This is a genomic window from Idiomarina sp. OXR-189 (assembly GCF_034373425.1).
In the GTDB taxonomy this organism is placed as follows: Bacteria; Pseudomonadota; Gammaproteobacteria; order Enterobacterales; family Alteromonadaceae; genus Idiomarina; species Idiomarina zobellii.
Genome location: NZ_CP139706.1, coordinates 840,723 through 863,912 on the forward strand (window position 1 = coordinate 840,723; position 23,190 = coordinate 863,912).

The following is a 23,190-nucleotide window of genomic DNA, read 5'->3' on the forward strand; positions in this document are numbered from 1 at the left end:
CGGAGTGAAACATGAGTAAAGATAATCGCGCTCTAAAAAATGAGACGGACGCTGACAGTAACGACGAAGTGCTACAGTGGGTGACGTTTCAGCTTGACGATGAAACCTATGGCATTAATGTCATGCAGGTTCAGGAAGTGCTTCGCTACAGCGAAATAGCACCCGTACCCGGAGCTCCGAACTATGTGTTGGGTATTATTAACTTGCGTGGCAACGTTGTCACCGTTATTGATACTCGTCTGCGCTTTGGTTTGCAAACGACCGAAGTAACCGACAATACACGTATTGTTATCATTGAATCAGAAAAACAGGTTATTGGCATTTTGGTCGACAGCGTCGCCGAAGTGGTTTACCTGAAAACGTCTGAAATTGACAGCGCGCCGAATGTGGGTACAGACGAGAGTGCTCGTTTCATTCAGGGCGTGAGCAACCGAGATGACGAACTGCTGATTCTGGTTGATCTGGATAAAATGCTAACCGATGACGAGTGGGATGAAATTTCTCGTCTGGGTTAATTGCGGGCAGGTGGTTTAACCATGACGCTTTGGCTTATTGCTTTATCAGCGCTGGCTCTTGGGCTGGCGCTGATTGCGTTGGTTGCGGTTATTATGACATCGCGGCGTCAGGCTGAGCTTATTGAGCGCCAACAGCAGCGACTATTAATGCTCACAGAAACGGCGACCGAAGTGCTTTCTTTAAAAGAACAATTGAATGAGCCTAAGCCAGATTCTAACTTCGCGGAAAAGCAGCTGTTGGCGCAGTTAGAACAGCAAGTCTCAACACTTAATGACGAGCAGCGTCGACTTCAGGAAAAACTACAGGAATTAGCTGAGCAGGATCCTGGCTCGAAGCTTTACCACCGGGCGAGTAAGTTGGTAGCAAGTGGAGCAACCGTTGAAGAGCTTATGCATGAATGCGAATTACCGCAAGCGGAAGCAGAACTGTTAGTCTCGCTGCACCAACGTAAAGGTTAACCTTCTTCCCACTGCCGTGGGAACTTGCCATCCAGTAGATAAGCGAAAGCAATAATTTCAGCAATAATGATATAAAGTTCGCGCGGAATTTCGTCGCCCACGTTGAGTTTCGCCAGTGAGTCCGACAACAGCGGGTCTTCATGAACTAGCACTCCATGCTCTTTGGCAACGGCAATAATCTCTTCGGCTAACTCGTCAAACCCGCGGGCAATAACTTTAGGGGCGTTAAAGCCGTCGTAAGACAGTCCAATGGCCTGTTTTTCTTTTCTTTCTGTCATACCTTCACCCGAATAATGCCACTTTGTTGTGTTGCTAAGCTTTCCGGAATTTGCCCTTGCTGAACTCGGAACTTCACACTATTGACCTCTAAGTCAGACAGTCGCTTTTCCAGTTGCTCCAGGTGCTTTTCGATGGTTTTTTGCGCTGCAGGCGACTCGGCATAAAAGTCGACTGACGACCCTTGCGGGTGGTACCGGCCTTTTACCAGCAGAGGACCTGTGGCTTCCAACTCAAAGCGTAAGGTGAAAAGCCACAATGTACGACCCTCTTGCTCGGGCGTGTCAGGCTCGCGCTCCGGACGAATAAGCAACTCATTTTGCCCATTTTTTTGCGGATCTGTCGGTAGTAAAATGAAATATTCAGGTTGCTGCATTGGCGAGTCCTGAAGCCTGGCCTGTGCACTTTGTGCTGAATTTAATACGCCAGTGAATAACTGTAATAGTCGTTGCAATTGTTGCTGCGGAAGCTGAAGCAGCAGTTGATTAATGCGCTCACGCACATCGCCAGCCACTTCTGGTGACGGATTCAGCACCTGTTGTATCAGCGCTTGAGTGAATTGTTTAGGAAGAGCTTGTGTATTAGCTTGCGTGCTGCTTTGTTGGTTATTTTGTTGCAAGTTCAACCCCAGCAGCATCATCAGCATTTGACCGAGAGAGCCCATTTGCTGGCTTGACTGAACACTGACTGGACGCGCAGAAAACCAGTCGCTTACCCAACGTTGTAGCGCTTCCGGGCGTTGCATGGATTCGCCCGAGGGTTGTTGTTGCAGTACGACTTTAACTAACTGCTCAATGGCATTAAAGGGGGAACGTAACGCTGCAGTTAAGGTTGCGGCTGTCTGTGCCGCCTGAGTCCCTGACGTTGTGCTGGTTGTACTTGTACTTGGCGTTGGCACTGCTTTTACACTGGTGTTTATTTTGGCGATAAGCGCAGACAGCTCGGGGATTTTTAATGAAGTATTTGCCGCATTATTGGGTGGCACTGCCGGTTGCGCCGAAAGTTGTGTTTTTATTTGTGCGACCAGTGTTTGCAAGGCTTGCTGAAATTGCTGCGGACTTAACTGGTGCGCTTGTTTAATAGCAATACCTCGCGAGAACTGAACAGGGCCTTCTGTGCTGATCGGCGCTTTGTCGGTCGGTGGCGTCAGGCTGTTGGCTATAGGTGCCTGTATAGAAGCCGCTTTACTTGCACCAGTGGCCTTTAACAATTGTGTCGCCTGAGAACTTTCAACCAACGCTTTAACAAGCTTGGGTGGCAACTGTGTTATTGGTATATCGACCTTTGCAACCTGCGTTTTTGGCGCCCCAGCCTGCGGTGAGGTTGACTGAGGTTGCCCTGTCTGAGTTTGAGGTATCGGCTGACCTTGTTGAGTATTGCCTCCGGGCGGCAGTTTGCCTGGCACTTGGGTAATCAGCAGTTGCACTACAGGTTTGTTCCCCGGTGTCATCGATACCTGCAGCTGCAATTGCGCTCCTGAGGAAAGTTTTGGTGGCAACTGTGCCATAAGCGCTTTCGGTGGGTTGGGCCATTGCCACCCGGCTCCTTGTATTTTGGGGGCTTGTTGCGTATTACCGCCGGAGCTTCCACTGGCTTGCGGCAAAAGTACCGCGGCCGGAATTTGTAACGTTGGCTGACGCGGCCCGGAAGGAGTATTTCCAGCACCGGTATTTGGGCTGGTTAAAATGCGCGCAAGGGTTGCTACGTTTTGCTTATCAATACGAGCCATAGAGCGCTCTGGAGCGTTCAGCATTTGTTGTAGCAGTTGCGTGATATCAGCCATGCGCTTTACTCAAATTTTATGGTAGACTCGGTGGCATTTGCGTCAGCTTACCAGTAAGGGCTCAGTTGTAAAATCCGCATGACACAAGAAACTACCGCCAAAGTGCCACTATTGCACGCCGAGCAGCTTAGCTCAACGCGTGGTGGTCGAGTACTGTTTGATGAGCTGAGCTTCCAGTTACACCCTGGTGAGTTATGGCAGGTAACCGGTCCTAATGGGGCGGGCAAGTCGACGTTGCTGAGAATGCTGGCCGGGCTTTTAGAGCCTAATGAAGGGCGTATTCAGTTTAACGGCACAAGCTTGCACGACAACTGGCAAAGCTACTGTCAGCAACTGCTGTTTATTGGTCATAAAGCCGCTGTAAAAGGCGAACTTACCGCATTAGAAAATTTCTATTGGCAACAGCAGCTTACCGCAAGCCCTAATACCGATGGCTGGGACTTATTGGAAAAACTCGGTTTGCTGGGGTTAGAAGATGAGCTCACAGGCCGCCTATCAGCAGGCCAACAGCGACGTGTCGCTTTAACCCGGTTGTGGGCGAATAAGGCCAAGCTGTGGATTCTGGATGAACCCTTTACTTCGTTAGATGTGCAAGGGGTTGCTCTGCTACAAAAGCGCTTTGCTGAACACTTAGCCGACGAAGGCTGTATTATTTTTACTTCGCATCAGTCGCTGACCTTGTCCGAGTTATCGCCCAAACTTATCGATTTAAGTCAGGCTGCCCAGGTTCATTGTGAGGCGGCTTATGATTAACGCTTCCATGAGACAGGTTTGGCTGGCAGTACTGAAACGTGACTTACGCATTGCCGCGCGTCGACGCAGTGACGCCTTAAACCCACTATTGTTTTTACTGATGGTCGTCACTCTATTTCCGTTGGGCGTCGGACCAGGGCCTGATATTCTTGCACGTATAGCGCCCGGGATTATTTGGGTCGCCGCACTTTTAGCCAGCCTGCTAGGGCTCGAGCGTTTATTTAAAGATGACTTTCAGGACGGCACGCTGGAGCAGTTGTGCTTACTGCCACAGCCGCTGGCGTTCACTACAACCGCCAAAGTGATGGCTCACTGGCTGTTAACGGGGCTGCCCTTAGTCATATTGTCGCCGCTGCTGGCGCTACTGCTAAGCTTGCCGGTGCAAGGTTGGTGGGCGTTAGCGCTCAGTTTGCTACTTGGCACACCAGCTTTGAGTGCACTCGGCGCTATTGGAGCGGCGCTAACCCTCCAGGTTCAGCGCGGCAGCTCGCTAATTAGCCTTATCCTTATTCCTTTGTTTATTCCGCTGCTGATTTTTGCCACCGCCGCTGTTGAAAATGCCTCTATGGGGCTTGCAGTGCACGGACAATTGGCTATTCTTGCGGCTATTTCTGTTTTGACCATAACATTGTCTCCGCTGGCGATAGCTGCGGGCATAAAAATGAGTGTGAATTAATATGTGGCGATGGTTACACCCTTACGCGAAGCCTGAAGCAACCTATCGACTTGTCGAAAAGTTACTTCCGTGGTTTGCGGCATTAACCTTTATTTCGTTGGCCGTCGGTGTGGTTTGGGGGCTGGCATTCGCGCCGGCAGACTACCAACAGGGCGACAGTTACCGAATTATATTCTTGCATGTACCGGCGGCTATTTTTTCAATGGGCGCGTATGCCGGTATGGCAATAATGGGTGGCGTAGCACTTATTTGGCAAATTAAAACAGCGGAGTGGTCGATACCGGCCATAGCTCCTGTCGGAGCTGCGCTGACGGTTGTCGCCCTGTTGACCGGGGCCATTTGGGGTAAGCCCATGTGGGGCACTTGGTGGGTTTGGGATGCACGCCTTACTTCCGAGCTGATTCTCTTATTCTTATACATTGGCGTTATGGCGCTTTATTTTGCTTTCGACGACGCCAGAACAGGCGCTAAAGCCGCTGCCATACTCTCGCTTGTGGGGGTTATTAACCTGCCTATTATTCATTACTCCGTTGAGTGGTGGAATACCCTGCACCAGGGGGCGACTATTACCAAATTTGAGAGACCATCGATAGCAACCAGTATGCTTATTCCATTATTAATATGCCTGGCAGGCTTCCTATTTTTAACCATTTCACTGGTGATGATGCGGTTAAAAAATGAGATACTACGACATGAATTAGGTCGCCCGTGGGCGCAGCAGGAACTGGAGAAAAACTAATGCCATTCGACAGTTTTCAGGACTTTATCATTATGGGCGGCTATGGCTTATATGTTTGGTTGTCTTTTTTCTTGAGCTTTGTCGTGATTGCGTTAGTCGCGCTGGAAACGGCTATCGCTCGTAAGTCCTTGCGGAAGAAAAGCCAGCAGTTGCAGAATCGTCAGCAGCGCTTAGCCAAGCGACAACGGTCAGTGTCGCAGTAGGAGAGAAGTATGAATCCGAGACGTAAACAACGACTTACCTGGGTGCTTATTTTAGTGTTCGGGGTGTCTGTAGCGACAGGACTAATGTTGTACGCATTGAGTCAAAGTATCGACTTGTTTTACACGCCGAGTGAGCTGGTGGAAGGTAAGGGCGAAGACAAGCAAAAGCCACAGGTTGGTCAGCGTATGCGCGTTGGCGGCATGGTGGTTGAAGGCTCGGTTAAACGCGACCCGAAAACCCTGGAAGTGTCTTTTAATATTACCGACACAGGCCCTGAAATCACGGTGCTTTATCAAGGTATTTTGCCGGACTTATTCCGCGAAGGTCAGGGCATTGTTGCTCAGGGTGAGTTGGTAGAGCCTACCGTTTTGAAAGCAACGGAAGTGCTGGCTAAACACGACGAAGAATATATGCCACCAGAGCTGGCGGAGAAAATGAAAGGCATTAAGCACGTTAACCCCAACAAATCCTATGAGGATGGTGATCAATGATTGCTGAAGCAGGCCACCTCGCTATAGCCATAGCGCTGGCATTCTCTTGTTTGTTGGCGTTTTACCCCCTTTGGGGGGCAGCCAAAGGCCATGGTGGCATGATGTCACTGGCAAGGCCTTTTGCCCTAGGCCAGTTTTTCTTCACCGCTGTGGCTTTTGGGTTATTAGTTTGGGGATTCGTCAGTAATGACTTTAGCATTGCCTATGTCGCTGCAAATTCTAACTCAGACTTACCGGTTGCCTATCGGGTAACAGCGGTATGGGGCTCCCATGAAGGTTCTTTTCTTTTATGGATGTTGATGCAGGCAGGCTGGATAGCCGCGGTTGCGCTGTTTTCACGTTCTATGCCTTTGCCCATGGTGGCGCGGGTTTTAGCCATTCTTGGTTTAATCAGTATTGGCTTCTACTTATTTATGTTAACGGTGTCCAACCCGTTCGACCGCGCGTTACCGTTAATTCCTGTCGACGGGCGTGACTTAAACCCACTGTTACAAGACCCGGGCATGATCATTCACCCACCGTTATTGTATATGGGGTATGTAGGCTTCTCGGTAGCCTTTGCGTTTGCTATTGCTGCGCTTATGTCGGGTAAGCTAGATGCGGCCTGGGCACGGTGGTCACGACCGTGGACATTAGCGGCCTGGATCTTCCTGACTCTGGGTATCGCAATCGGCAGTTGGTGGGCCTATTACGAACTTGGCTGGGGTGGCTGGTGGTTCTGGGATCCGGTCGAAAATGCTAGCTTTATGCCATGGCTGGTTGGAACGGCTTTGCTGCACTCGTTAGCGGTTACTGAAAAGCGGGGCAGTTTCAAATCCTGGACAGTATTACTGGCAATAGCAGCCTTTAGTTTGAGCCTATTGGGGACTTTCCTGGTTCGGTCGGGGGTTTTGGTGTCGGTGCATGCCTTTGCGTCAGACCCAACCCGTGGTTTATTTATTTTGGTCTTACTCGCATTGGTTATTGGTGGGTCTTTAATACTGTACGGCATGCGTGCCGGACAAATGCAGAGCTACAGCCGGTACGAGCTGTTTTCCCGCGAAGTCATGCTGCTGGGTAACAACGTCTTGCTGATGGCTGCAATGGTTGTGGTCTTCCTTGGCACTATGCTGCCGTTAGTGCATAAAGAAATTGGCTTGGGCAGCATTTCAGTCGGTGAGCCCTTCTTCAACAGCGTCTACAGTTGGTTGGTCATTCCATTCGCACTGATGGTTGGCCTGGGACCTCTATTGCGCTGGCGTCGACAGGCAATTAAGCCTCTACTGAAGCCTATTGCATTGGCACTTAGCCTTGCCGTGGTACTGGCTTATACGCTACCAAAAATTTGGGCCGACGAATTGCCTGCAATGGTGGTTATAGGCTTGTTCTTAGCGTTTTGGGTTGGTCTGGCAACAGTGACCGAAGTGCAGCAGACGGTGAAACAGCGTAAACAAGGCTGGCATGGTATTACCCGCCTGTCGGGCAGCCACTGGGGCATGGTGCTGGGTCATATAGGCTTTGCAGTAACCTTAATTGGCATCACTCTAGTGTCACATTATGAACAAGAACGAGATATTGCATTGGCGCCGGGACAGTCGGTTGAAATTATCGGCTACAACGTCAGCTTTGATTCCTTAGACCACCGCGAAGGGCCTAACTACGACTCCGATGCGGGGGAGTTCACCGTCACAAAAAATGGTGAACTTGTTACTGAGGTGACCAGTGAAAAGCGCTTTTACCGAGTGCAGCGAACCAGCATGACGGAAGTCGGTCTCGATGCAAGCCTATTAAGAGATATCTATATTGCCATGGGCGAACCTCTGGAAGACGGCGCATGGGCGATACGCTTTTACGTTAAGCCATTTGTTCGCTGGATATGGCTTGGTGCGATTATTATGGCAATAGGCGGTGTCTTTGCTATGGCTGATAAACGCTATCGTAAGCGCAAAAACGGAGGGGAAAATGAATAAGAACCTTCGCTGGATAGTTTTATTTGCGCCGCTCGTTTTATTTATCGCATTAGCGGCCTTTTTACTAAAAGGGCTGGGCAGTGACCCGACTAAGCTCGATTCGGCTTTAATTAATGAACCGGTGCCGGCGTTTAAGACTGTTGATCTTTATGACACCAGCATTGCTTATGATGAGTCAGTGTTAAAAGGTGAACCCATGTTGCTGAATGTATGGGCAACCTGGTGTCCGACGTGTCGTGCAGAGCATGAGTTTTTGAACCAGCTGGCGTCAGAAGGTATACCCATTGTCGGCTTAAATTACAAAGATGACTCGCGCGAGAAAGCGGTGAACTGGCTGAATACATTAGGCGACCCATATACGATCAATTTGTTTGATCCCGAGGGTGATATTGCATTTGAGTTTGGCGTCTACGGCGCGCCGGAAACGTACTTTATTGATGAAAAAGGCGTTATTCGGTATCGCCATGTCGGCGATGTGAATGCCCGAAATTGGCAAAATACCTTAAAACCAATTTATGAACAGCTGCAACAGGGGGCACAATGAGTCGGTTACTCCCAATGCTTTTCCTGTTCAGTGCTTTTGCTTTTAGTGCGGTAGCGCAAGATGCAACACAACGCTCGTTTGACAACGAACAGCAACGAGAAGTGTATCAACAGTTGATTAAAGAGCTGCGCTGCCCGAAATGTCAAAATCAAAATATAGCCGACTCTAATGCTCCGCTTGCTGAAGACATGCGAGACAAAAGCTACGAGATGCTGAAAGCGGGTAAGTCCAAGCAGGAAATCATCGAATTTATGGTCGATCGATACGGTAACTTTGTGCATTACAAACCGCCGTTTACGGCCGCGACAGCAGTACTTTGGTTCGGCCCTGTGGTTATTTTGATTATCGGTATTGGTGTTGCTGTTTTGCTGACACGCAAGAAAAAAGAGCAAACAGCTTTGACCCCTGAAGAGCGCGCTCAGTTAGAGCAGCTAAGGAAAAACGACAATGACTAGTTTAATCATCGTAATGTTGTTGATGCTGTTAGTTGCTGTCGTTTTTATTCTGTTAGCGACAGGAAAACAGCGACGCATTCTAAAAAGACAGGATGAAAATAAGCGCTGGTACGAGCAACGTTTAACGGAGCTAGAAGAAGAGCGCTCTTTGCACGGGTTGTCTGATGAAGAATACGAGTATTCAAAGCAGGAGCTCGATAAAACCTTTGTTAATGACAGTAAGGACATTGAAGAAGCTATAGAATGGCGCCCGGCGCCCGTCGTATTACCGGCTGTCATTGTTGTGATTATATCGGTTGCTTTGTACTGGAGCTTTGGTAGCTGGCAATTGCAGGAGCAAGCGGCAGATGCTCGTGAACGTTTACCAGAACTTGGCAAAAAGTTACTGAGCGAACAGACTCAGGCGGCCGATCCGGAAGAGCTTAACCTGTTCGCTTTGGGGCTTCGCCAAAAGCTTATGAGTGACCCTAATGATGCCATTGCATGGTGGATATATGCGGGGCTAATGGTGGATATTGGCGCACCGGAAGAAGCGGACGAGGCTTTCCAGAAGTCACTGGATTTAGAGCCTGAGCGGCTTAATACCCTGGTCAGCTACAGTCGTTTCTTATTAATGTCAGGCTCAGCTCAAAATAAAGCGAAAGCTGCGAATTTGTTAGCCCGGGCATTGAAGCTAAACCCAGCCAATATAGAGGCACTTTCGCTACTGGGCTTTGTGGCTTATGAACAACAGGACTGGGAGCAGGCAATTCAGGCTTGGACGCTGTTACAGCAGCAGTTATCGCCAGGCTCGGAGCGTTATGTGGCTGTTCAGAATGCGTTAGCAGACGCGAAACAGCAACAGGCCAACGCTGGCATGACATTAACCGTTACGGTGAACATCGATAACGCGGTTCAGGAATTTCTACCCGAAGGTGCGACGCTGTTTGTTTATGTCACCGGAAATGGTGCACCCATGCCAGCGGCCGTGGTTCGCGAGCCGGTAGAAGGCTTTCCTGTGACTTATACCTTATCTAATGCTAATGCCATGTTGCCGGACCATAAATTGTCTGACTTAGACGAGTGGACCGTTCGTGCTCGTGTTTCGCAAGACGAGAACATTGAAGCGGAACCTGGTGATCTGGAAGCGCCAACAGTGACTATTAAAGCTAAAGCGAATCAAACAGCGACAGTGACTTTATCAACACGGATTCCAGAATGAAAAAATACGGATTGTTACTTTTCTCAGTATTGTTAGTAGGATGCTCATCGACTCCGGAAGACCCTTATGCCGACCCGCGCGACCCGTTTGAGGATTTTAACCGGGGTATGTGGGAATTTAACCGCGACGTTGATGAGACCGTTATTCAACCGGCAGCCAATGTTTATGATGACGTACCAAAGCCTATTCGCACGTCACTGTATAACGCTGTTGAGAACTTAGAAGAGCCGTCATCTTTTGTGAATAATATTCTACAGTGGAAGTTAGGCGATGCCGGTATATCGTTAGGGCGCTTTTTAATTAACTCAACAGTTGGGCTTGTTGGTCTTTTTGATGTGGCCACGCCAATAGGTCTGGAGAAAAAAGAAGAAAGCTTTGGACAGACTCTCGCAGTCTGGGGTGTGCCTGAAGGACCTTATGTGATGCTGCCGTTAATGGGACCAACGGTGATTGTTGATCGCGGTGGCGACTACGCTGATGGACAATACTTTCCATATCCGTCACTGACCTGGCCGGTCGATGTTCTTCGTTATACCGTGAAAGGTTTGGAAATGCGCATACGTTTGCGCGACCAGGAACAGGTTCTGGAAAACTCCCTGGATCCTTACTCTTTTGTCAAAGACGTTTATTATCAGCGCTGGCAAGATCAAGTTTACGACGGCAACCCACCATTACCAGAAGACGATTTTGAAGACTTTGATGACTTCGACGATGATTTTGAGGATTTTGACGACGAGTCACGTTGACGGATCTCTATTCCTGAACAATGCTTAAAACATGGTGAGCGAAGAGAATGAGACCATGTCGAAAGCGCACGTTGCGGTTATTGAAGATGACTTAGTGTTCCAGTCCATGCTGAAAGAGTACCTCTGTCAGCATGGCTATGATGTTCGCTGTGCCGGCGCTGGGAAGCAAGGTCTTGAACTGTGCGAGCAACAGTGCCCTGATGTGGTTCTTTGTGACTTAAACTTACCTGATATTAATGGTTTGGAAGTTATTGAAAGGCTATTAAAAGTTTGTGCCCACCTGCCTATTATTGTGATTTCCGCATCTGAAAAAATGTCAGATATCCGTGAAGCGGTGCGCCTCGGTGCCTGGGATTACCTCGTTAAACCACTACAAAGTCTCGATGTATTAGACAGTGCCATAGGTCATTGCCTCGAGCGTCATGAGCTCGAAACCTCTTATTTACACGATATTTGGGAGCTAGATGCTCATATTGATGTCATTTATCAGGACGACATGATAGCCGGCAAGCTGACAGAAGAGCTTTTGCCAAAAAGCCCTCTCAGGGTTGGAGCGTACAATTTCGAATGTGTGACAGACCCTGCCGATACAACGCCTACCTGGGTTGACTATCGCTCTTTAGGAAACGGCAAAGCACTGGTGGTTATGGCGGCGGCGCAAAATGCAACGGAGCAGAACCTGGTGCCATTATTAATGCTTAAAACCTTGGTTGACCCCGTGATACGACAGTATTTATCCGGTATGGATAACACCCTGGTGCTGCCGGGGTCGTTATTAGAGCATTTGAATATTGAGCTGTGCCACTCTCAGGTCAGAACTGCCTTCGATATTCTGGCGGGTGTGCTGGATACAGAAACTGGACAATGGCAATGGGCGCAGGCGGGCGATAAATTAGAGCCTTCACCCAGTGCGAAACCGGACTTAGCGCTGGGTATTTGGAAACATGCGAATTATCGTACGCATCAACTAGAGTCCTTGCACCGCCTGCATTGTCGCAGTTATGGCAAAGAACTTATTGTGAGCGCTGAGCCTCAAATTGCTTAATAGCTTTGTCGATATAGGGCATCGACATATTGATATTAATAGGCTGGGTGAATAACGGATAGCCAATACCTGCCGCGAGTAGCGCGAGCAGCTTCCACCATCCTTCTACTTCAACCACCAAGAAAAAGATAACGCAGATAGGAACCAGCTTCGCTAAGTTACAAATAAGTCGGCGGGGGACTGGCATTTTCTCCTGGGCGATTGATAGAATCATCGCACGCTCAGTAAAACTGTATGAGTCAAGCTGTGGAATTTTGCGGGAAGAAAAATATAACGCCATAATTTGTTTTATTGAATTTTGCACAATGACTTGCATTGTAACACGCTTAGCGGGTATAAACTTGCCCTCTTTATTAGAATGAATTTATTGTAAGGACAGCTGCTATGGTCAAAAAAGTTGTAATACCGGTCGCAGGACTCGGCACCCGGATGCTACCGGCAACCAAAGCCATTCCAAAGGAAATGTTACCACTGGTCGACAGACCGCTTATTCAATACATTGTCGAAGAGTGCGCGGCAGCAGGCCTTACCGATGTTATTTTGGTAACGCATTCGAGTAAGAACTCAATTGAAAACCATTTTGATACCAGCTTCGAACTCGAAACCACGCTTGAGCAGCGTGTTAAGCGACAATTGCTAGCGGAAGTTCAGGCTATTTGTCCGGAAAATACCACTATTATGCATGTGCGTCAGGGTCAGGCTAAAGGTCTGGGTCACGCTGTGTTGTGCGCACAGCCACTCGTTGGTAACGAGCCGTTTGCCGTAGTATTGCCAGACGTTCTAGTGGATGAAGCAAGCTGCAATTTAAACCGTGACAACTTAGCGGAAATGGTTAGAAACTTTGATGAAACGGGTCACTCTCAGGTAATGGTTGAGAAAGTGCCTCAGGAAGATGTTAGCAAATACGGTATTGCGGATATTGGTGGCGAAGAGTTGAAGCCGGGCGAGCAATCTCCAATTACCCAGTTGGTTGAGAAACCGTCCAAAGAAGAAGCGCCATCTGACTTGGCTGTAGTCGGTCGTTATGTATTCTCGGCTGACCTATGGCCATTGCTGGAAAAAACACCGGTTGGTGCGGGTAATGAAATACAATTAACTGATGCAATGGCCATGTTGCTTGAAAAGCAGTCGGTAAATGCTTACTACATGAAAGGCAAAAGCCTTGACTGTGGTAATAAGCTTGGCTATGCACAAGCCTTTATTGAACACGCAATGCGCCACCCGGAGCTGGGCAGCGACATGAAGCAGTATATTAAGTCGTTAAAAAGCGCTTAAATTGCAAAAAGCGCTAAACTCGGGCTGTTAATACGGCCCGAATTGGCGCTTTATAACCTTCCACGGTTAGTTCCGGATTCTTAGCATCCAAAAAGTCGGCTAAAGACTCACCCGTCATCCAGTCTGTGCACCTTTGCTCTTCAAGCGAGGTTGTGTTGTGATCAACAATTGCAATGTCTTTAAAGCCTAACCGCTCTAGCCATACCGACAAGGCTTTTGCACTGGGTAAAAACCAAACGTTTCGCATTTGAGCATAACGCTCGCCGGGCAGCATAACCGTTGTTTCGTCGCCTTCAACGACAATGGTTTCTAATACGAGCTGGCCCCCCGGTTTTATGAGCGACTTAAGCTCCTGCAAAAACGCCAGAGGCGAGCGACGATGATACAAAACGCCCATGCTGAATACGGTATCAAAGCTCCTTAACTCCGGCATGTGCTCAATGCCGACTGGGAAAAAGTGTGCTTTGCTCTGGTATCTTGCCGGCATCATGTTTCGAATAGCCTGGAACTGCATTAAAAACAGTTCGCCCGGGTCTATGCCCCAGACTCTTTTGGCACCCGCTTCCAGCATGCGCCATAAATGATACCCACTACCGCAGCCGACATCTAACACCTGCTTACCTGTTAAATCATCGATATGAGGTTTTACACGTTGCCATTTCCAGTCTGAGCGCCATTCGGTATCAATGAACACTCCAAATAGGTCAAACGGCCCTTTACGCCAGGGCTGTAACTGCTGAAGCAGGCCGGTAATGCGAGCGCGATCTGAATCGGAAGCCTCTTCCGGAGAGCCTACGGTGACGGTGTCACCTAACTGGCAGTTTTCGGTCGGAATGTGGGGTAACTGCTCAATTACGCGTTGCCAGCGTTTTAAATTGCCGTGAGGGTTGTTGTTAAAGGCCGTCAGCTGCGGCGCTAACGTATCCAGCCATTGTTCGTGCGGACTGTCGATTAGCGCTTTCAGGTCGTTGCTAAAGTCAATCATTGTTGAGTTATAATCCTTTATTTAACCGCTAGCATGGCTGCGAAATTAAAACACTGGAACCATACAGTCTGATGCTTAAAACCGACTTTTTGAAAACGCTGCTCGTGTGCCTCTAAGGTATCAATTTTCATGACGTTTTCGATAGCTGCGCGCTTTTGGCTAATCTCAAGTTCGCTGTAACCGTTAGCGCGTTTAAAGTCGTGATGTAAATCGACCAGCATGTTGTTCATAGTTTCATCCGCATGACGAAACTTCTCGGCAATGAGCAACACTCCACCGTCAGTTAATCCGTCGTAAATACGCTGAATCATGGCTTCGCGTTTTTCTGGTGGCACAAATTGTAAGGTAAAGTTCAAAACCACCACCGATGCGTTTTCAATGACAGTGTCGGTAATGTCCTCACAACGCAGCTCCACGGGAACCTGACTTTTAAAGCCGCCTAAATGCAAACCTGCACGCTCAATCATAGGCTCTGAGTTATCAACCGCGACAATTTTACAACCGTCAGAGTTTTCGCAGCCCTTGCGCATAGCCAGTGTCGCAGCACCTAACGAACAGCCTAAGTCGAACAACTGGGTATTCTTCTGCGCATAACGACTTACCAACTGGGGCAAGGTTTGCAGAATACTCGAGTAGCCGGGCACCGAGCGATTAATCATATCGGGAAACACTTCAACAACTTGCTGGTCAAAGCAGAAGTCAGACACACTCGGCAGAGGTTTAGAAAAAATAGTGTCGTGTTGGCTCATGGGTCAACTTACAAAATAAATAAACATATTGTGTATTTTACCGATAATTAGTACTGACGGACAGTCGCGTTTTGATTAATATATCGCCTTCTTATTCGGAGGAACCTGTTGTTGATAAGTATTTGGCATAAAACATTGTATTTTTCTTCGGTAATGAGTCTGGCTATGTCGCTTTTGACATTATTGCCGGCGCCGACTTATGCCTATGCTCCAGACGAATGGTTAGAGCAACATTCAACCATTCGCGTGGGTGTGCCGAACCAATTACAACCACTGATTTACGAGACAGAAAACGGTGCCGCCGGGCTCGATGTCGACTTACTTAAGCAATTTACCGCGACGATGGACGTCGAGTTAGTCTGGAAGCCGTGCGGACAGTGGCAAGAGTGTTTAGACGCTATCTCCAATAAAGACATTGATGTTTTAACCAGTGTCTCTTATTCCGTTGAGCGTAACCAGAGCATGGACTTTACTCAAAGTTACTGGTCTATGCCCTGGGCTGCGCTGACTATGGACTCTACCATGCGTGCTGGCAGTAGTTTGAGAACGAGCGAGCTGCACGGTCAGCGGGTTGCTGTTGTTGAAGGCTACAGCATTGAGTCCCAGCTTATTGATACAGGCCGCATTGAAGTGGTTGGTGTTTCTACTATCGACGAAGGTATTGAGCGGTTACGTAATCGAATGGTTGACTCTTATGTCGATAGTTTACCAATTCTGGTGTACGAACTTCAGGAATACCCGCTCCCGGGGTCAAAGCTGTCAGTACTTGATGCGACTCAGGGCGAAGCCTTGTACATAGCAGTACGTGACGATTGGCAGCCTTTGGTGACATTACTTAATCGCGGAATCGATAAGCTGACTCAGCAGGAGCAAGAGTCGTTAAAGCGCAAATGGTACGGTTACGAATTAGAGCAGGGCTGGACCGACGAAGAACTGTTCGAATTAGTCATGAAAGTGGGCTCGGTTGTGCTGTTGGTTATTGTCGGTTTCGGTATTTGGAACAGCCGGCTTCGTAAAGAGATAAAAGCGCGTAAAGCCGCTGAGCGCCGTATTCGGCACATTGCCACTCATGACGAATTAACAGGACTGCCGAACAGAAACTTAATGCAGGACCGTCTCGAGCAGTCGCTACATCAGAGCGAAAGAACGCAAAAGCCGTTCGCAGTGCTGTTTTTGGATCTCGACGGTTTTAAGCAGATAAATGACGATTTCGGTCACAATTATGGTGACGAGTTACTTGTCCAGGCCGCACAGAGCATGAAGAATTTATTGCGCCGCTCCGATACCGTCTGCCGTCACGGTGGCGACGAGTTTGTGGTGATACTACCAACCGCCGTGGCCGTGGGGTCAGCACTTGCGGTAGCCCGTAAGTTGGTAGTGCAGCTAGCCAAGCCCTACAAAGTCAAAAAACAGCAACTGGAAGTGAGCGTATCTATTGGTGTCGCTATGTACCCTGCTCATGGCACCGATGTACAAAAGTTATTGCGCTCCGCCGATAAGGCCATGTACGCCGCTAAAGCAGCGGGTAAAAATGATGTGCGCTTAGCCAGTACCGAGGATGACATTCAGCCCTAGTTAGCTATAATGTAGCGCTTCACTTTTAACGAATTCGTCGGTAGTAGGAAAAGTACATGCGCACGCATTATTGTGGACAAGTAAACGCAGAACTCGCAGAGCAACAAGTTACTTTATGTGGCTGGGTTAATAAACGTCGTGACTTAGGCGGCCTGATTTTCATCGATTTACGCGACAGAGAAGGTCTTATTCAGGTTGTTTTTGACCCAGACCAAAAAGCGTTGTTCGAGCAGGCTGAGAAGTTACGTCAGGAATTCTGTGTACAAATTACCGGCACAGTAAACCGTCGCCCTGAAAGCCAGGTAAACGCCAGCATGAAGACGGGAGAAGTTGAGCTGCTGGCTTCTGAACTTAATATTTTAAGCCGCTCTGAGCCGCTGCCTATCGACTTTAACAGCCAGGTCAGTGAAGAAGCGCGTTTGCGTTATCGCTATCTGGACCTGCGCCGTCCGCAAATGAACGAAAAGCTTCAATTCCGCGCTAAAGTTACTAGTGCAGTAAGACGCTTTCTGGACGACAACGGTTTCCTAGATATAGAAACTCCAATGTTAACGCGTGCCACTCCGGAAGGAGCGCGTGATTATTTAGTGCCAAGCCGTACACATAAAGGTCGTTTTTTCGCGTTACCACAAAGCCCGCAATTGTTTAAGCAACTGCTGATGATGTCGGGTTTTGACCGTTACTACCAAATTGTAAAATGCTTCCGCGACGAAGACTTACGCGCTGACCGCCAGCCTGAATTTACTCAAATCGATATCGAAACCTCTTTCATGACCGCTGAACAAGTTATGGAAGTGACTGAAAATATGACTCGTGAGTTGTTCGACAAGTTACTGGGTATTGAGCTGGGCGAGTTCCCGAGCATGACCTGGCATGAAGCCATGAAGCGTTATGGTTCAGACAAGCCAGATTTACGTAACCCATTAGAATTAGTAGACGTCGCGGACTTATTAAAAGACGTTGAGTTTAAAGTGTTTTCCGGTCCGGCGAACGATGAAAAAGGGCGTGTAGCCGTTATTCGTCTGCCTGGTCAGGCGGAAAATGTGTCGCGTAAGATGATAGATGAATACACCAATTTTGTGGGTATTTACGGCGCGAAAGGCCTTGCCTGGATAAAAGTGAACGATTTGGCTCAAGGCCGCGATGGCTTGCAGTCGCCAATTTTGAAATTCCTGCCAGACGATGCATTGAACGCAATTCTTGAACGTACAGAAGCCGCTACTGGTGACATTTTGTTCTTTGGCTCAGACAAAGCCAACACCGTTGCTGAAGCTATGGGGGCGCTGCGCCTTAAGTTGGGTGAGGAGTTTGACCTTGTCAGTGACGAGTGGAAACCATTGTGGGTTGTTGACTTCCCAATGTTCGAAGAAGACGATGACGGCTCGCTAGCGGCCTTGCACCACCCGTTTACAGCACCCGTTAATGTAACACCGGACGAGTTACGCGCTAACCCGGCTCAGGCACTGTCTAATGCTTACGATATGGTTTTAAACGGTGTTGAAGTCGGCGGTGGTTCAACACGTATTTTCGAAAACGAAATGCAGCAAGCCGTATTTGAAGTTCTGGGCATTGGTAAAGAAGAAGCACAAGAGAAGTTTGGTTTCTTGCTTGAGGCGCTCAAGTACGGTACTCCTCCGCACGCAGGTTTGGCTTTCGGCTTGGACCGACTGGTGATGTTGATGGTGGGAGCGAACTCAATTCGTGACGTTATTGCGTTCCCGAAAACAACCACAGCAGCTTGCGTGCTAACGGACGCTCCAGGGTTAGCCAACCCCGAAGCGCTGAATGAACTTGGCGTTAAGAGCACCGTCGAAGACACAGAGTAAGTACATTCAACGATTAAAGTTTGTGGGGTGAAACATGGCAGGTCACTCGAAGTGGTCGAACATAAAGCACCGAAAGGCCGCGCAGGATGCTAAGCGCGGCAAAATTTTCACAAAATTGATTCGCGAAATTAACGTCGCCGCCCGTGAAGGCGGTGGCGATCCTGAAACGAATCCGCGTCTGCGCGCAGCAATCGACAAAGCGCTGTCCAATAACATGAAGCGAGATACCATCGATACCGCAATAAAGCGTGGCACCGGTGAGATGGAAGGGGACAATGTTGAGGAGCTGACCTACGAGGGTTATGGTCCTAATGGCGTGGCCATTCTTCTGGAGTGCATGACGGACAACAAAAACCGGACGGTGTCTGAAGTGCGTTATGCCTTCAGTAAGCACGGCGGGAACTTAGGTACAGACGGCTCGGTGGCTTACTTATTCAATAAAATGGGTGTCATTAGCTACGGAACGGACGTTACCGAAGAAGACGTTATGGAGCCAGCACTTGAAGCGGGTGCTGAGGACATCGTGAAGTATCCGCGAAGCGGTCTGGATGTTATGACGTCACCGGAAAACTTTGGTCCTGTGAAAGATGCCCTAGACGCCAAAGGGCTGGAATCGTCCAATGCGGAAGTGACTCAGGTGCCAGACACCAAAGTTGACTTGGACGAAGACAGTGCCCGTTCATTTTTGAAATTGTTGGACGCACTGGAAGACTTAGACGACGTTCAGAACGCGTACCATAATGCTGATATCTCTGATGACGTATTGGCGAAGCTGGACGATTAAGGAATTATGAGCGTCATATTAGGTATTGACCCAGGCTCACGGTTAACCGGATATGGCGTTATTCAAAAACATGGCCGTAAATTTCACTATTTAGGCAGTGGTTGCATTCGCGCGACAGGAACGTCGGCAAAACCACTGTCGCTCGCCGAAAAACTACGGCTGATTCATGACAGTGTCAGCGAGTTAATCACTCAGTTTAGCCCTACAGAGTTTGCTATTGAACAAGTGTTTATGGCGAAAAACCCTGACTCAGCCTTGAAGCTGGGACAAGCGCGGGGAGCGGCCATAGTAGCTGCAGCAAGAGCCGGGCTGCCAGTGGCTGAGTATTCGGCGCGCCAGATAAAACAAGCCGTTGTCGGTAACGGCGGCGCAGAAAAAGGACAGGTGCAACATATGGTCGTCGCGCTGCTTAATTTACAAAAGACACCGCAAGCCGATGCAGCTGATGCGTTGGCGGTAGCGCTATGCCACGCGCAAAGCGCAGAAAGCCTGCTAAAAATGTCAGGGGCAGCGAGGAAAACCGTTCGCGGTAGGCTACGTTAATTTAATAGGGAGAAAGCCGTTGTGATAGGACAAATTCAAGGCACATTATTAGCCAAACAGCCACCGGAAGTATTGGTCGATGTGAATGGCGTCGGGTATGAGGTGCAATTACCCATGACTTGCTTTTACGACTTACCTGCGACAGGACAGCCTGTAACGCTGGTAACGCACTTTGTTGTCCGTGAAGATGCACAACTCTTGTATGGCTTTAACTCATTGTCGGAGCGCTCACTGTTCCGGTTATTAATAAAAACCCAAGGTGTAGGACCAAAGCTAGCACTAGGCATTTTGTCAGGCATGTCTGCGGACGAATTCGTGTTTGCTGTGAATCAGAATGACGTGAGCCGCTTAGTGAAACTGCCGGGCGTTGGCAAGAAAACCGCGGAGCGTTTAGTCATTGAAATGCGCGACCGACTGAAAGACTGGAACTCAGCAACGCCGTTTACCGATGCTATGCCCGTGGATAATAAAGGCGGTGATGCTCGGGTCCACCCAGCTGATACTCGCTCTGATGCTGTTAGTGCTCTGGTTGCACTTGGGTACAAAGAAAATCAGGCTGAAAAAGCCATTCAGAAAGTGTACTCTGCTGAACATAGTAGTGAAGTTCTGATACGACTAGCGCTAAAAGAGCTGTCTTAAGGTAAAACAATGATAGAAGCCGACCACATTCCAACTGACCGAATTGTTGAAGCCGATGTGCAGGGCGACGATGAAGCCATAGATCGTGCTATTCGCCCGAAGAAGCTCGATGAGTATACCGGGCAGAAGCATGTTGTTGAGCAAATGGCGATTTTCATTGAGGCGGCACGAAAAAGACAGGAAGCGCTCGATCATCTGCTGATTTTTGGTCCTCCGGGTCTTGGTAAAACCACCCTGGCAAATATTGTAGCTAATGAGCTGGACGTCAATATTAAAACCACTTCAGGGCCGGTTCTGGAAAAAGCGGGCGACTTAGCCGCACTATTAACGAACTTAGATGAGCACGATGTTTTGTTTATTGACGAAATTCATCGTTTGAGCCCAGTTGTAGAAGAGATTTTGTATCCGGCCATGGAAGACTACCAGTTGGATATCATGATAGGAGAAGGGCCGGCCGCGCGCTCGATAAAGCTCGACTTACCGCCTTTCACTTTAGTTGGGGCAACCACCCGCGCCGGAGCCTTAACCTCTCCATTGCGTGACCGTTTTGGCATTGTGCAACGACTAGAATTTTATGATGTAGAAGAGTTAACCGATATTGTGTCGCGTTCCGCTCATTTTATGAACGTGACAATGAAAGAGGGCGGCGCCAAAGAAATTGCACGACGCTCGCGAGGAACGCCGCGTATTGCAAATCGCTTGTTACGTCGGGTAAGAGACTATGCAGAAGTTAAAGGTAACGGCGAAATCGATCAGGAAACCGCAAATGCAGCATTAACTATGGTTGATGTTGATCATGCCGGCTTTGACTACATGGACCGTAAGCTTTTATTAGCCATTATGGAGAAGTTTATGGGCGGTCCTGTGGGGCTTGATAACCTTGCAGCGGCTATTGGTGAAGAAAAAGACACCATTGAAGATGTGCTTGAGCCTTACCTTATTCAGCAGGGCTTTTTGCAAAGAACACCGAGAGGCCGTTTAGCCACTCCAAGAGCGTATCACCACTTTGGATTAAAACCTGAGAAATAGGAAAAAAAAGCCCGCACAAAAGTACGGGCAAATAGAACAACAAGAAGGAAGTTAAATCCAGGGAACAATCTTCAAACAATCTAAGAAGAAGTGACAACCAATCTCTTCGTCTCTGATATGTGGGGTATTATAAGTATAATATGCGCTTGATCAAACAAGAAAAATTGCTTTCTCGCATAAGAAAAACTAATCCGTTATAAGGTGAAGTTGTTCAAAAAAAGCTCAACAAAATTATAACAAAAACAAAAAGAGCAATTAAAACAAAGAGTTCTTGTTTTTATGTTTCAGTTCTGTCATAAAAAAAACTCTGCTGATAATTTAACCAGCGATACTTTTGGCGGTCTCTTTACAAATTATTACATTACGGTAACTTTTCAGAACTTTACCCGAGGTGCTAATGTCTCACTATCAGTTTGAATGGCCTATCCGCGTGTACTACGAGGATACAGATGCAGGTGGTATTGTTTATTACGCCAATTATCTCAAATTCCTTGAGCGGGCCAGGACGGAGTGGTTACGCTCATTAGGGATTGAACAGGACACTTGGTTGGCTCACAATATAGCCTTTGTTGTACGTAAGGTTGAGCTTGATTTAAAAAAGGCAGCCCGATTCAACGAAGAGCTAACAGTAACTGTCGACGTTATAAAAAAGAAAAAGGCGTCGTTAATGTTTGAACAGAATGTTTTGGGAAAAGATGGCAGTGTTCATTGCTCGGCAGTTGTTACTGCTGCATGTGTTGATAACTCAGTAATGAAACCTGTTGCTATTCCGGCATCTATTTTATCGCGTATTGAGACAGAGGTTTAGAGCGTGCAAGCAGAGCTATCGTTTATTGATTTATTTTTGCAGGCCAGCTTATTGGTAAAGCTGGTTATGATCATCCTTCTCGCTATGTCTGTTTGGGGCTGGGTATTGATATTCCAACGTCGGAAAGTACTTAACCAAGCGCAAAAAGACGCGTTAAAGTTTGAAGATCGCTTTTGGTCGGGTGTGGATTTAGCCCGTCTTTATCAGGAGATATCTGCGCGTGCAAAAAATGCTCGTGGCATGGAGTTAATGTTTCATGCTGGATTTAAAGAGTTTGCAAGGCTTCGTAACCAGTCCGCCGGGAGCAACCAATCAATGCTTGAAGGGGCGTTCCGTGCGATGCGTGTTGCTCACGCCCGTGAAATGGAGAAGCTAGATAGCCATTTGGGTACGCTGGCAACCATTGGTTCTATTAGCCCTTATATCGGCCTTTTCGGTACCGTATGGGGTATTATGAACGCGTTTATCGCATTAGGTGCCGTGCAACAGGCAACGTTGGCTATGGTTGCGCCGGGTATCGCCGAAGCACTTATCGCAACCGCTTTGGGCTTATTTGCAGCGATACCAGCGGTGATTGCGTTTAACCGCTTTACGACACGCGCGGAAAAAATAGATGGTCAGTACATGAACTTTATTGATGAGTTCACTTCTATACTGCAGCGTCAGGCACTGGCGAAGTCATCTAAAGAAAAAGTGGAAGGTGAGTCACTATGATGGTCATGCCGCGCAAACGGCGTAAGCCGGTTGCTGAGATAAACGTGGTGCCATACATCGATGTGATGCTCGTTCTTCTTATTATTTTTATGGTAACGGCACCCTTAATTACTCAAGGCGTAAAGGTCGATTTACCTAAAGCAACGGCAGAGCCATTGTCTGAAGACAGTAAGCCCCCGCTGGTTGCCTCTGTTGATGCCGAAGGCCGCTATTACCTGAACCAGGGTGATAGCCAAGACACGCCAATGCAGGCGGATGAGCTTGCGACTTTAGTGGCGGCGCATTTGCAAGTCGAGCCTGATACGCCGGTTATGGTGAACGGTGATGGTGCGGTATCTTATAACCAAATTGTTCAATTGATGGTGCTATTGCAAAGAGCTGGTGTACCATCGGTTGGGTTAATGACAGATTCGTCGGAAGAGTAGTT

28 protein-coding genes are annotated in these 23,190 nt (G+C 48.3%); 23 read left to right on the plus strand and 5 right to left on the minus strand.

Features of this window, described 5'->3' with window-relative positions; genetic code table 11:
* The first annotated feature begins 11 nt into the window (after positions 1-11).
* Positions 12-515, plus strand: a complete 504-nt coding sequence (locus UM402_RS04120; protein ID WP_053952940.1) for a chemotaxis protein CheW — start codon at positions 12-14, stop codon at positions 513-515.
* A gap of 21 nt (positions 516-536) precedes the next feature.
* Positions 537-974, plus strand: coding sequence for a DUF2802 domain-containing protein (locus tag UM402_RS04125; protein ID WP_053952939.1), 438 nt, complete (start codon positions 537-539; stop codon positions 972-974).
* On the opposite strand, the gene UM402_RS04130 is transcribed toward UM402_RS04125, so the two are convergent.
* Complete coding sequence (locus tag UM402_RS04130; RefSeq protein WP_058579500.1) at positions 971-1,252, minus strand: EscU/YscU/HrcU family type III secretion system export apparatus switch protein; 282 nt, start codon at positions 1,250-1,252, stop codon at positions 971-973. The genes UM402_RS04125 and UM402_RS04130 overlap by 4 nt on opposite strands.
* Positions 1,249-3,033 carry a flagellar hook-length control protein FliK gene (locus UM402_RS04135; protein ID WP_058579499.1) on the minus strand — a complete coding sequence of 595 codons (1,785 nt, stop codon included), beginning with the start codon at positions 3,031-3,033 and terminating at the stop codon, positions 1,249-1,251. Before UM402_RS04135 ends, UM402_RS04130 begins: the two co-directional genes overlap by 4 nt.
* Positions 3,034-3,111: 78 nt before the next feature.
* Here UM402_RS04135 and ccmA point away from each other — a divergent pair, with 78 nt between their 5' ends.
* Genes ccmA through UM402_RS04190 form a run of 11 tightly spaced genes read left to right on the plus strand, consistent with a single transcriptional unit; the run spans position 3,112 to position 11,836 of the window.
* On the plus strand, positions 3,112-3,786 hold the full coding sequence (gene ccmA / locus UM402_RS04140; protein WP_058579498.1) for a cytochrome c biogenesis heme-transporting ATPase CcmA: 675 nt from the start codon (positions 3,112-3,114) through the stop codon (positions 3,784-3,786).
* A complete protein-coding gene (ccmB, locus tag UM402_RS04145) occupies positions 3,779-4,462 on the plus strand; it encodes a heme exporter protein CcmB (protein ID WP_058579497.1) in 684 nt (227 codons plus the stop codon). Before ccmA ends, ccmB begins: the two co-directional genes overlap by 8 nt.
* A 1-nt stretch (position 4,463) precedes the next feature.
* Complete coding sequence (locus UM402_RS04150; RefSeq protein ID WP_058579496.1) at positions 4,464-5,201, plus strand: heme ABC transporter permease; 738 nt, start codon at positions 4,464-4,466, stop codon at positions 5,199-5,201.
* Entirely contained in the window at positions 5,201-5,404 is a 204-nt protein-coding gene (gene ccmD, locus UM402_RS04155; protein WP_058579495.1) for a heme exporter protein CcmD, read from the plus strand. The genes UM402_RS04150 and ccmD overlap by 1 nt, the downstream gene beginning before the upstream one ends.
* A gap of 9 nt (positions 5,405-5,413) precedes the next feature.
* Positions 5,414-5,896 (plus strand): cytochrome c maturation protein CcmE, encoded by a 483-nt coding sequence (ccmE, locus tag UM402_RS04160; protein ID WP_058579494.1) that lies wholly within the window; start codon positions 5,414-5,416, stop codon positions 5,894-5,896.
* Positions 5,893-7,845, plus strand: coding sequence for a heme lyase CcmF/NrfE family subunit (locus UM402_RS04165; protein ID WP_058579493.1), 1,953 nt, complete (start codon positions 5,893-5,895; stop codon positions 7,843-7,845). The genes ccmE and UM402_RS04165 overlap by 4 nt, the downstream gene beginning before the upstream one ends.
* Positions 7,838-8,389, plus strand: coding sequence for a DsbE family thiol:disulfide interchange protein (locus UM402_RS04170; protein WP_058579492.1), 552 nt, complete (start codon positions 7,838-7,840; stop codon positions 8,387-8,389). The genes UM402_RS04165 and UM402_RS04170 overlap by 8 nt, the downstream gene beginning before the upstream one ends.
* A complete protein-coding gene (locus UM402_RS04175) occupies positions 8,386-8,844 on the plus strand; it encodes a cytochrome c-type biogenesis protein CcmH (protein WP_058579491.1) in 459 nt (152 codons plus the stop codon). Before UM402_RS04170 ends, UM402_RS04175 begins: the two co-directional genes overlap by 4 nt.
* Entirely contained in the window at positions 8,837-10,045 is a 1,209-nt protein-coding gene (gene ccmI, locus UM402_RS04180) for a c-type cytochrome biogenesis protein CcmI (protein WP_058579490.1), read from the plus strand. The genes UM402_RS04175 and ccmI overlap by 8 nt, the downstream gene beginning before the upstream one ends.
* A complete protein-coding gene (locus UM402_RS04185) occupies positions 10,042-10,791 on the plus strand; it encodes a VacJ family lipoprotein (protein ID WP_058579489.1) in 750 nt (249 codons plus the stop codon). Before ccmI ends, UM402_RS04185 begins: the two co-directional genes overlap by 4 nt.
* A gap of 55 nt (positions 10,792-10,846) precedes the next feature.
* Positions 10,847-11,836, plus strand: coding sequence for a response regulator (locus tag UM402_RS04190; protein WP_058579600.1), 990 nt, complete (start codon positions 10,847-10,849; stop codon positions 11,834-11,836).
* On the opposite strand, the gene UM402_RS04195 is transcribed toward UM402_RS04190, so the two are convergent.
* Complete coding sequence (locus UM402_RS04195) at positions 11,805-12,152, minus strand: DUF6170 family protein (protein ID WP_273268183.1); 348 nt, start codon at positions 12,150-12,152, stop codon at positions 11,805-11,807. The two genes, UM402_RS04190 and UM402_RS04195, sit on opposite strands and share 32 nt — an antisense overlap.
* A 68-nt stretch (positions 12,153-12,220) precedes the next feature.
* Here UM402_RS04195 and galU point away from each other — a divergent pair, with 68 nt between their 5' ends.
* Positions 12,221-13,111 carry a UTP--glucose-1-phosphate uridylyltransferase GalU gene (galU, locus tag UM402_RS04200; RefSeq protein WP_058579488.1) on the plus strand — a complete coding sequence of 297 codons (891 nt, stop codon included), beginning with the start codon at positions 12,221-12,223 and terminating at the stop codon, positions 13,109-13,111.
* Between the two features lie 13 nt (positions 13,112-13,124).
* Here the strand turns inward: galU and cmoB are convergent, their stop codons facing one another.
* Together cmoB and cmoA are read right to left on the minus strand one after the other, a co-directional pair.
* Complete coding sequence (gene cmoB / locus UM402_RS04205) at positions 13,125-14,096, minus strand: tRNA 5-methoxyuridine(34)/uridine 5-oxyacetic acid(34) synthase CmoB (protein WP_058579487.1); 972 nt, start codon at positions 14,094-14,096, stop codon at positions 13,125-13,127.
* Between the two features lie 17 nt (positions 14,097-14,113).
* Complete coding sequence (cmoA, locus tag UM402_RS04210; protein WP_058579486.1) at positions 14,114-14,845, minus strand: carboxy-S-adenosyl-L-methionine synthase CmoA; 732 nt, start codon at positions 14,843-14,845, stop codon at positions 14,114-14,116.
* Positions 14,846-15,010: 165 nt separating this feature from the next.
* On the opposite strand from cmoA, the gene UM402_RS04215 reads away from it, so the two are divergent.
* The 9 genes from UM402_RS04215 to tolR all read left to right on the plus strand — a co-directional run bounded on the left by UM402_RS04215 (position 15,011) and on the right by tolR (position 23,188).
* Entirely contained in the window at positions 15,011-16,420 is a 1,410-nt protein-coding gene (locus UM402_RS04215) for a diguanylate cyclase domain-containing protein (RefSeq protein ID WP_273268188.1), read from the plus strand.
* Between the two features lie 56 nt (positions 16,421-16,476).
* Positions 16,477-18,246: an aspartate--tRNA ligase gene (gene aspS, locus UM402_RS04220; protein ID WP_058579485.1), complete on the plus strand. Its 1,770-nt coding sequence runs from the start codon at positions 16,477-16,479 to the stop codon at positions 18,244-18,246.
* A 34-nt stretch (positions 18,247-18,280) separates the two neighbouring features.
* Positions 18,281-19,030, plus strand: coding sequence for a YebC/PmpR family DNA-binding transcriptional regulator (locus UM402_RS04225; RefSeq protein ID WP_058579484.1), 750 nt, complete (start codon positions 18,281-18,283; stop codon positions 19,028-19,030).
* Between the two features lie 6 nt (positions 19,031-19,036).
* Positions 19,037-19,573 carry a crossover junction endodeoxyribonuclease RuvC gene (gene ruvC, locus UM402_RS04230; protein ID WP_058579483.1) on the plus strand — a complete coding sequence of 179 codons (537 nt, stop codon included), beginning with the start codon at positions 19,037-19,039 and terminating at the stop codon, positions 19,571-19,573.
* A 21-nt stretch (positions 19,574-19,594) separates the two neighbouring features.
* Positions 19,595-20,212 (plus strand): Holliday junction branch migration protein RuvA, encoded by a 618-nt coding sequence (ruvA, locus tag UM402_RS04235; RefSeq protein WP_058579482.1) that lies wholly within the window; start codon positions 19,595-19,597, stop codon positions 20,210-20,212.
* A gap of 9 nt (positions 20,213-20,221) precedes the next feature.
* Entirely contained in the window at positions 20,222-21,241 is a 1,020-nt protein-coding gene (gene ruvB, locus UM402_RS04240) for a Holliday junction branch migration DNA helicase RuvB (protein ID WP_058579481.1), read from the plus strand.
* A 397-nt stretch (positions 21,242-21,638) separates the two neighbouring features.
* Positions 21,639-22,049, plus strand: a complete 411-nt coding sequence (ybgC, locus tag UM402_RS04245) for a tol-pal system-associated acyl-CoA thioesterase (protein ID WP_053952918.1) — start codon at positions 21,639-21,641, stop codon at positions 22,047-22,049.
* A 3-nt stretch (positions 22,050-22,052) separates the two neighbouring features.
* A complete protein-coding gene (gene tolQ, locus UM402_RS04250) occupies positions 22,053-22,763 on the plus strand; it encodes a protein TolQ (protein WP_053952917.1) in 711 nt (236 codons plus the stop codon).
* Positions 22,760-23,188: a protein TolR gene (tolR, locus tag UM402_RS04255; protein ID WP_053952916.1), complete on the plus strand. Its 429-nt coding sequence runs from the start codon at positions 22,760-22,762 to the stop codon at positions 23,186-23,188. The genes tolQ and tolR overlap by 4 nt, the downstream gene beginning before the upstream one ends.
* The last annotated feature ends 2 nt before the right edge of the window (positions 23,189-23,190 follow it).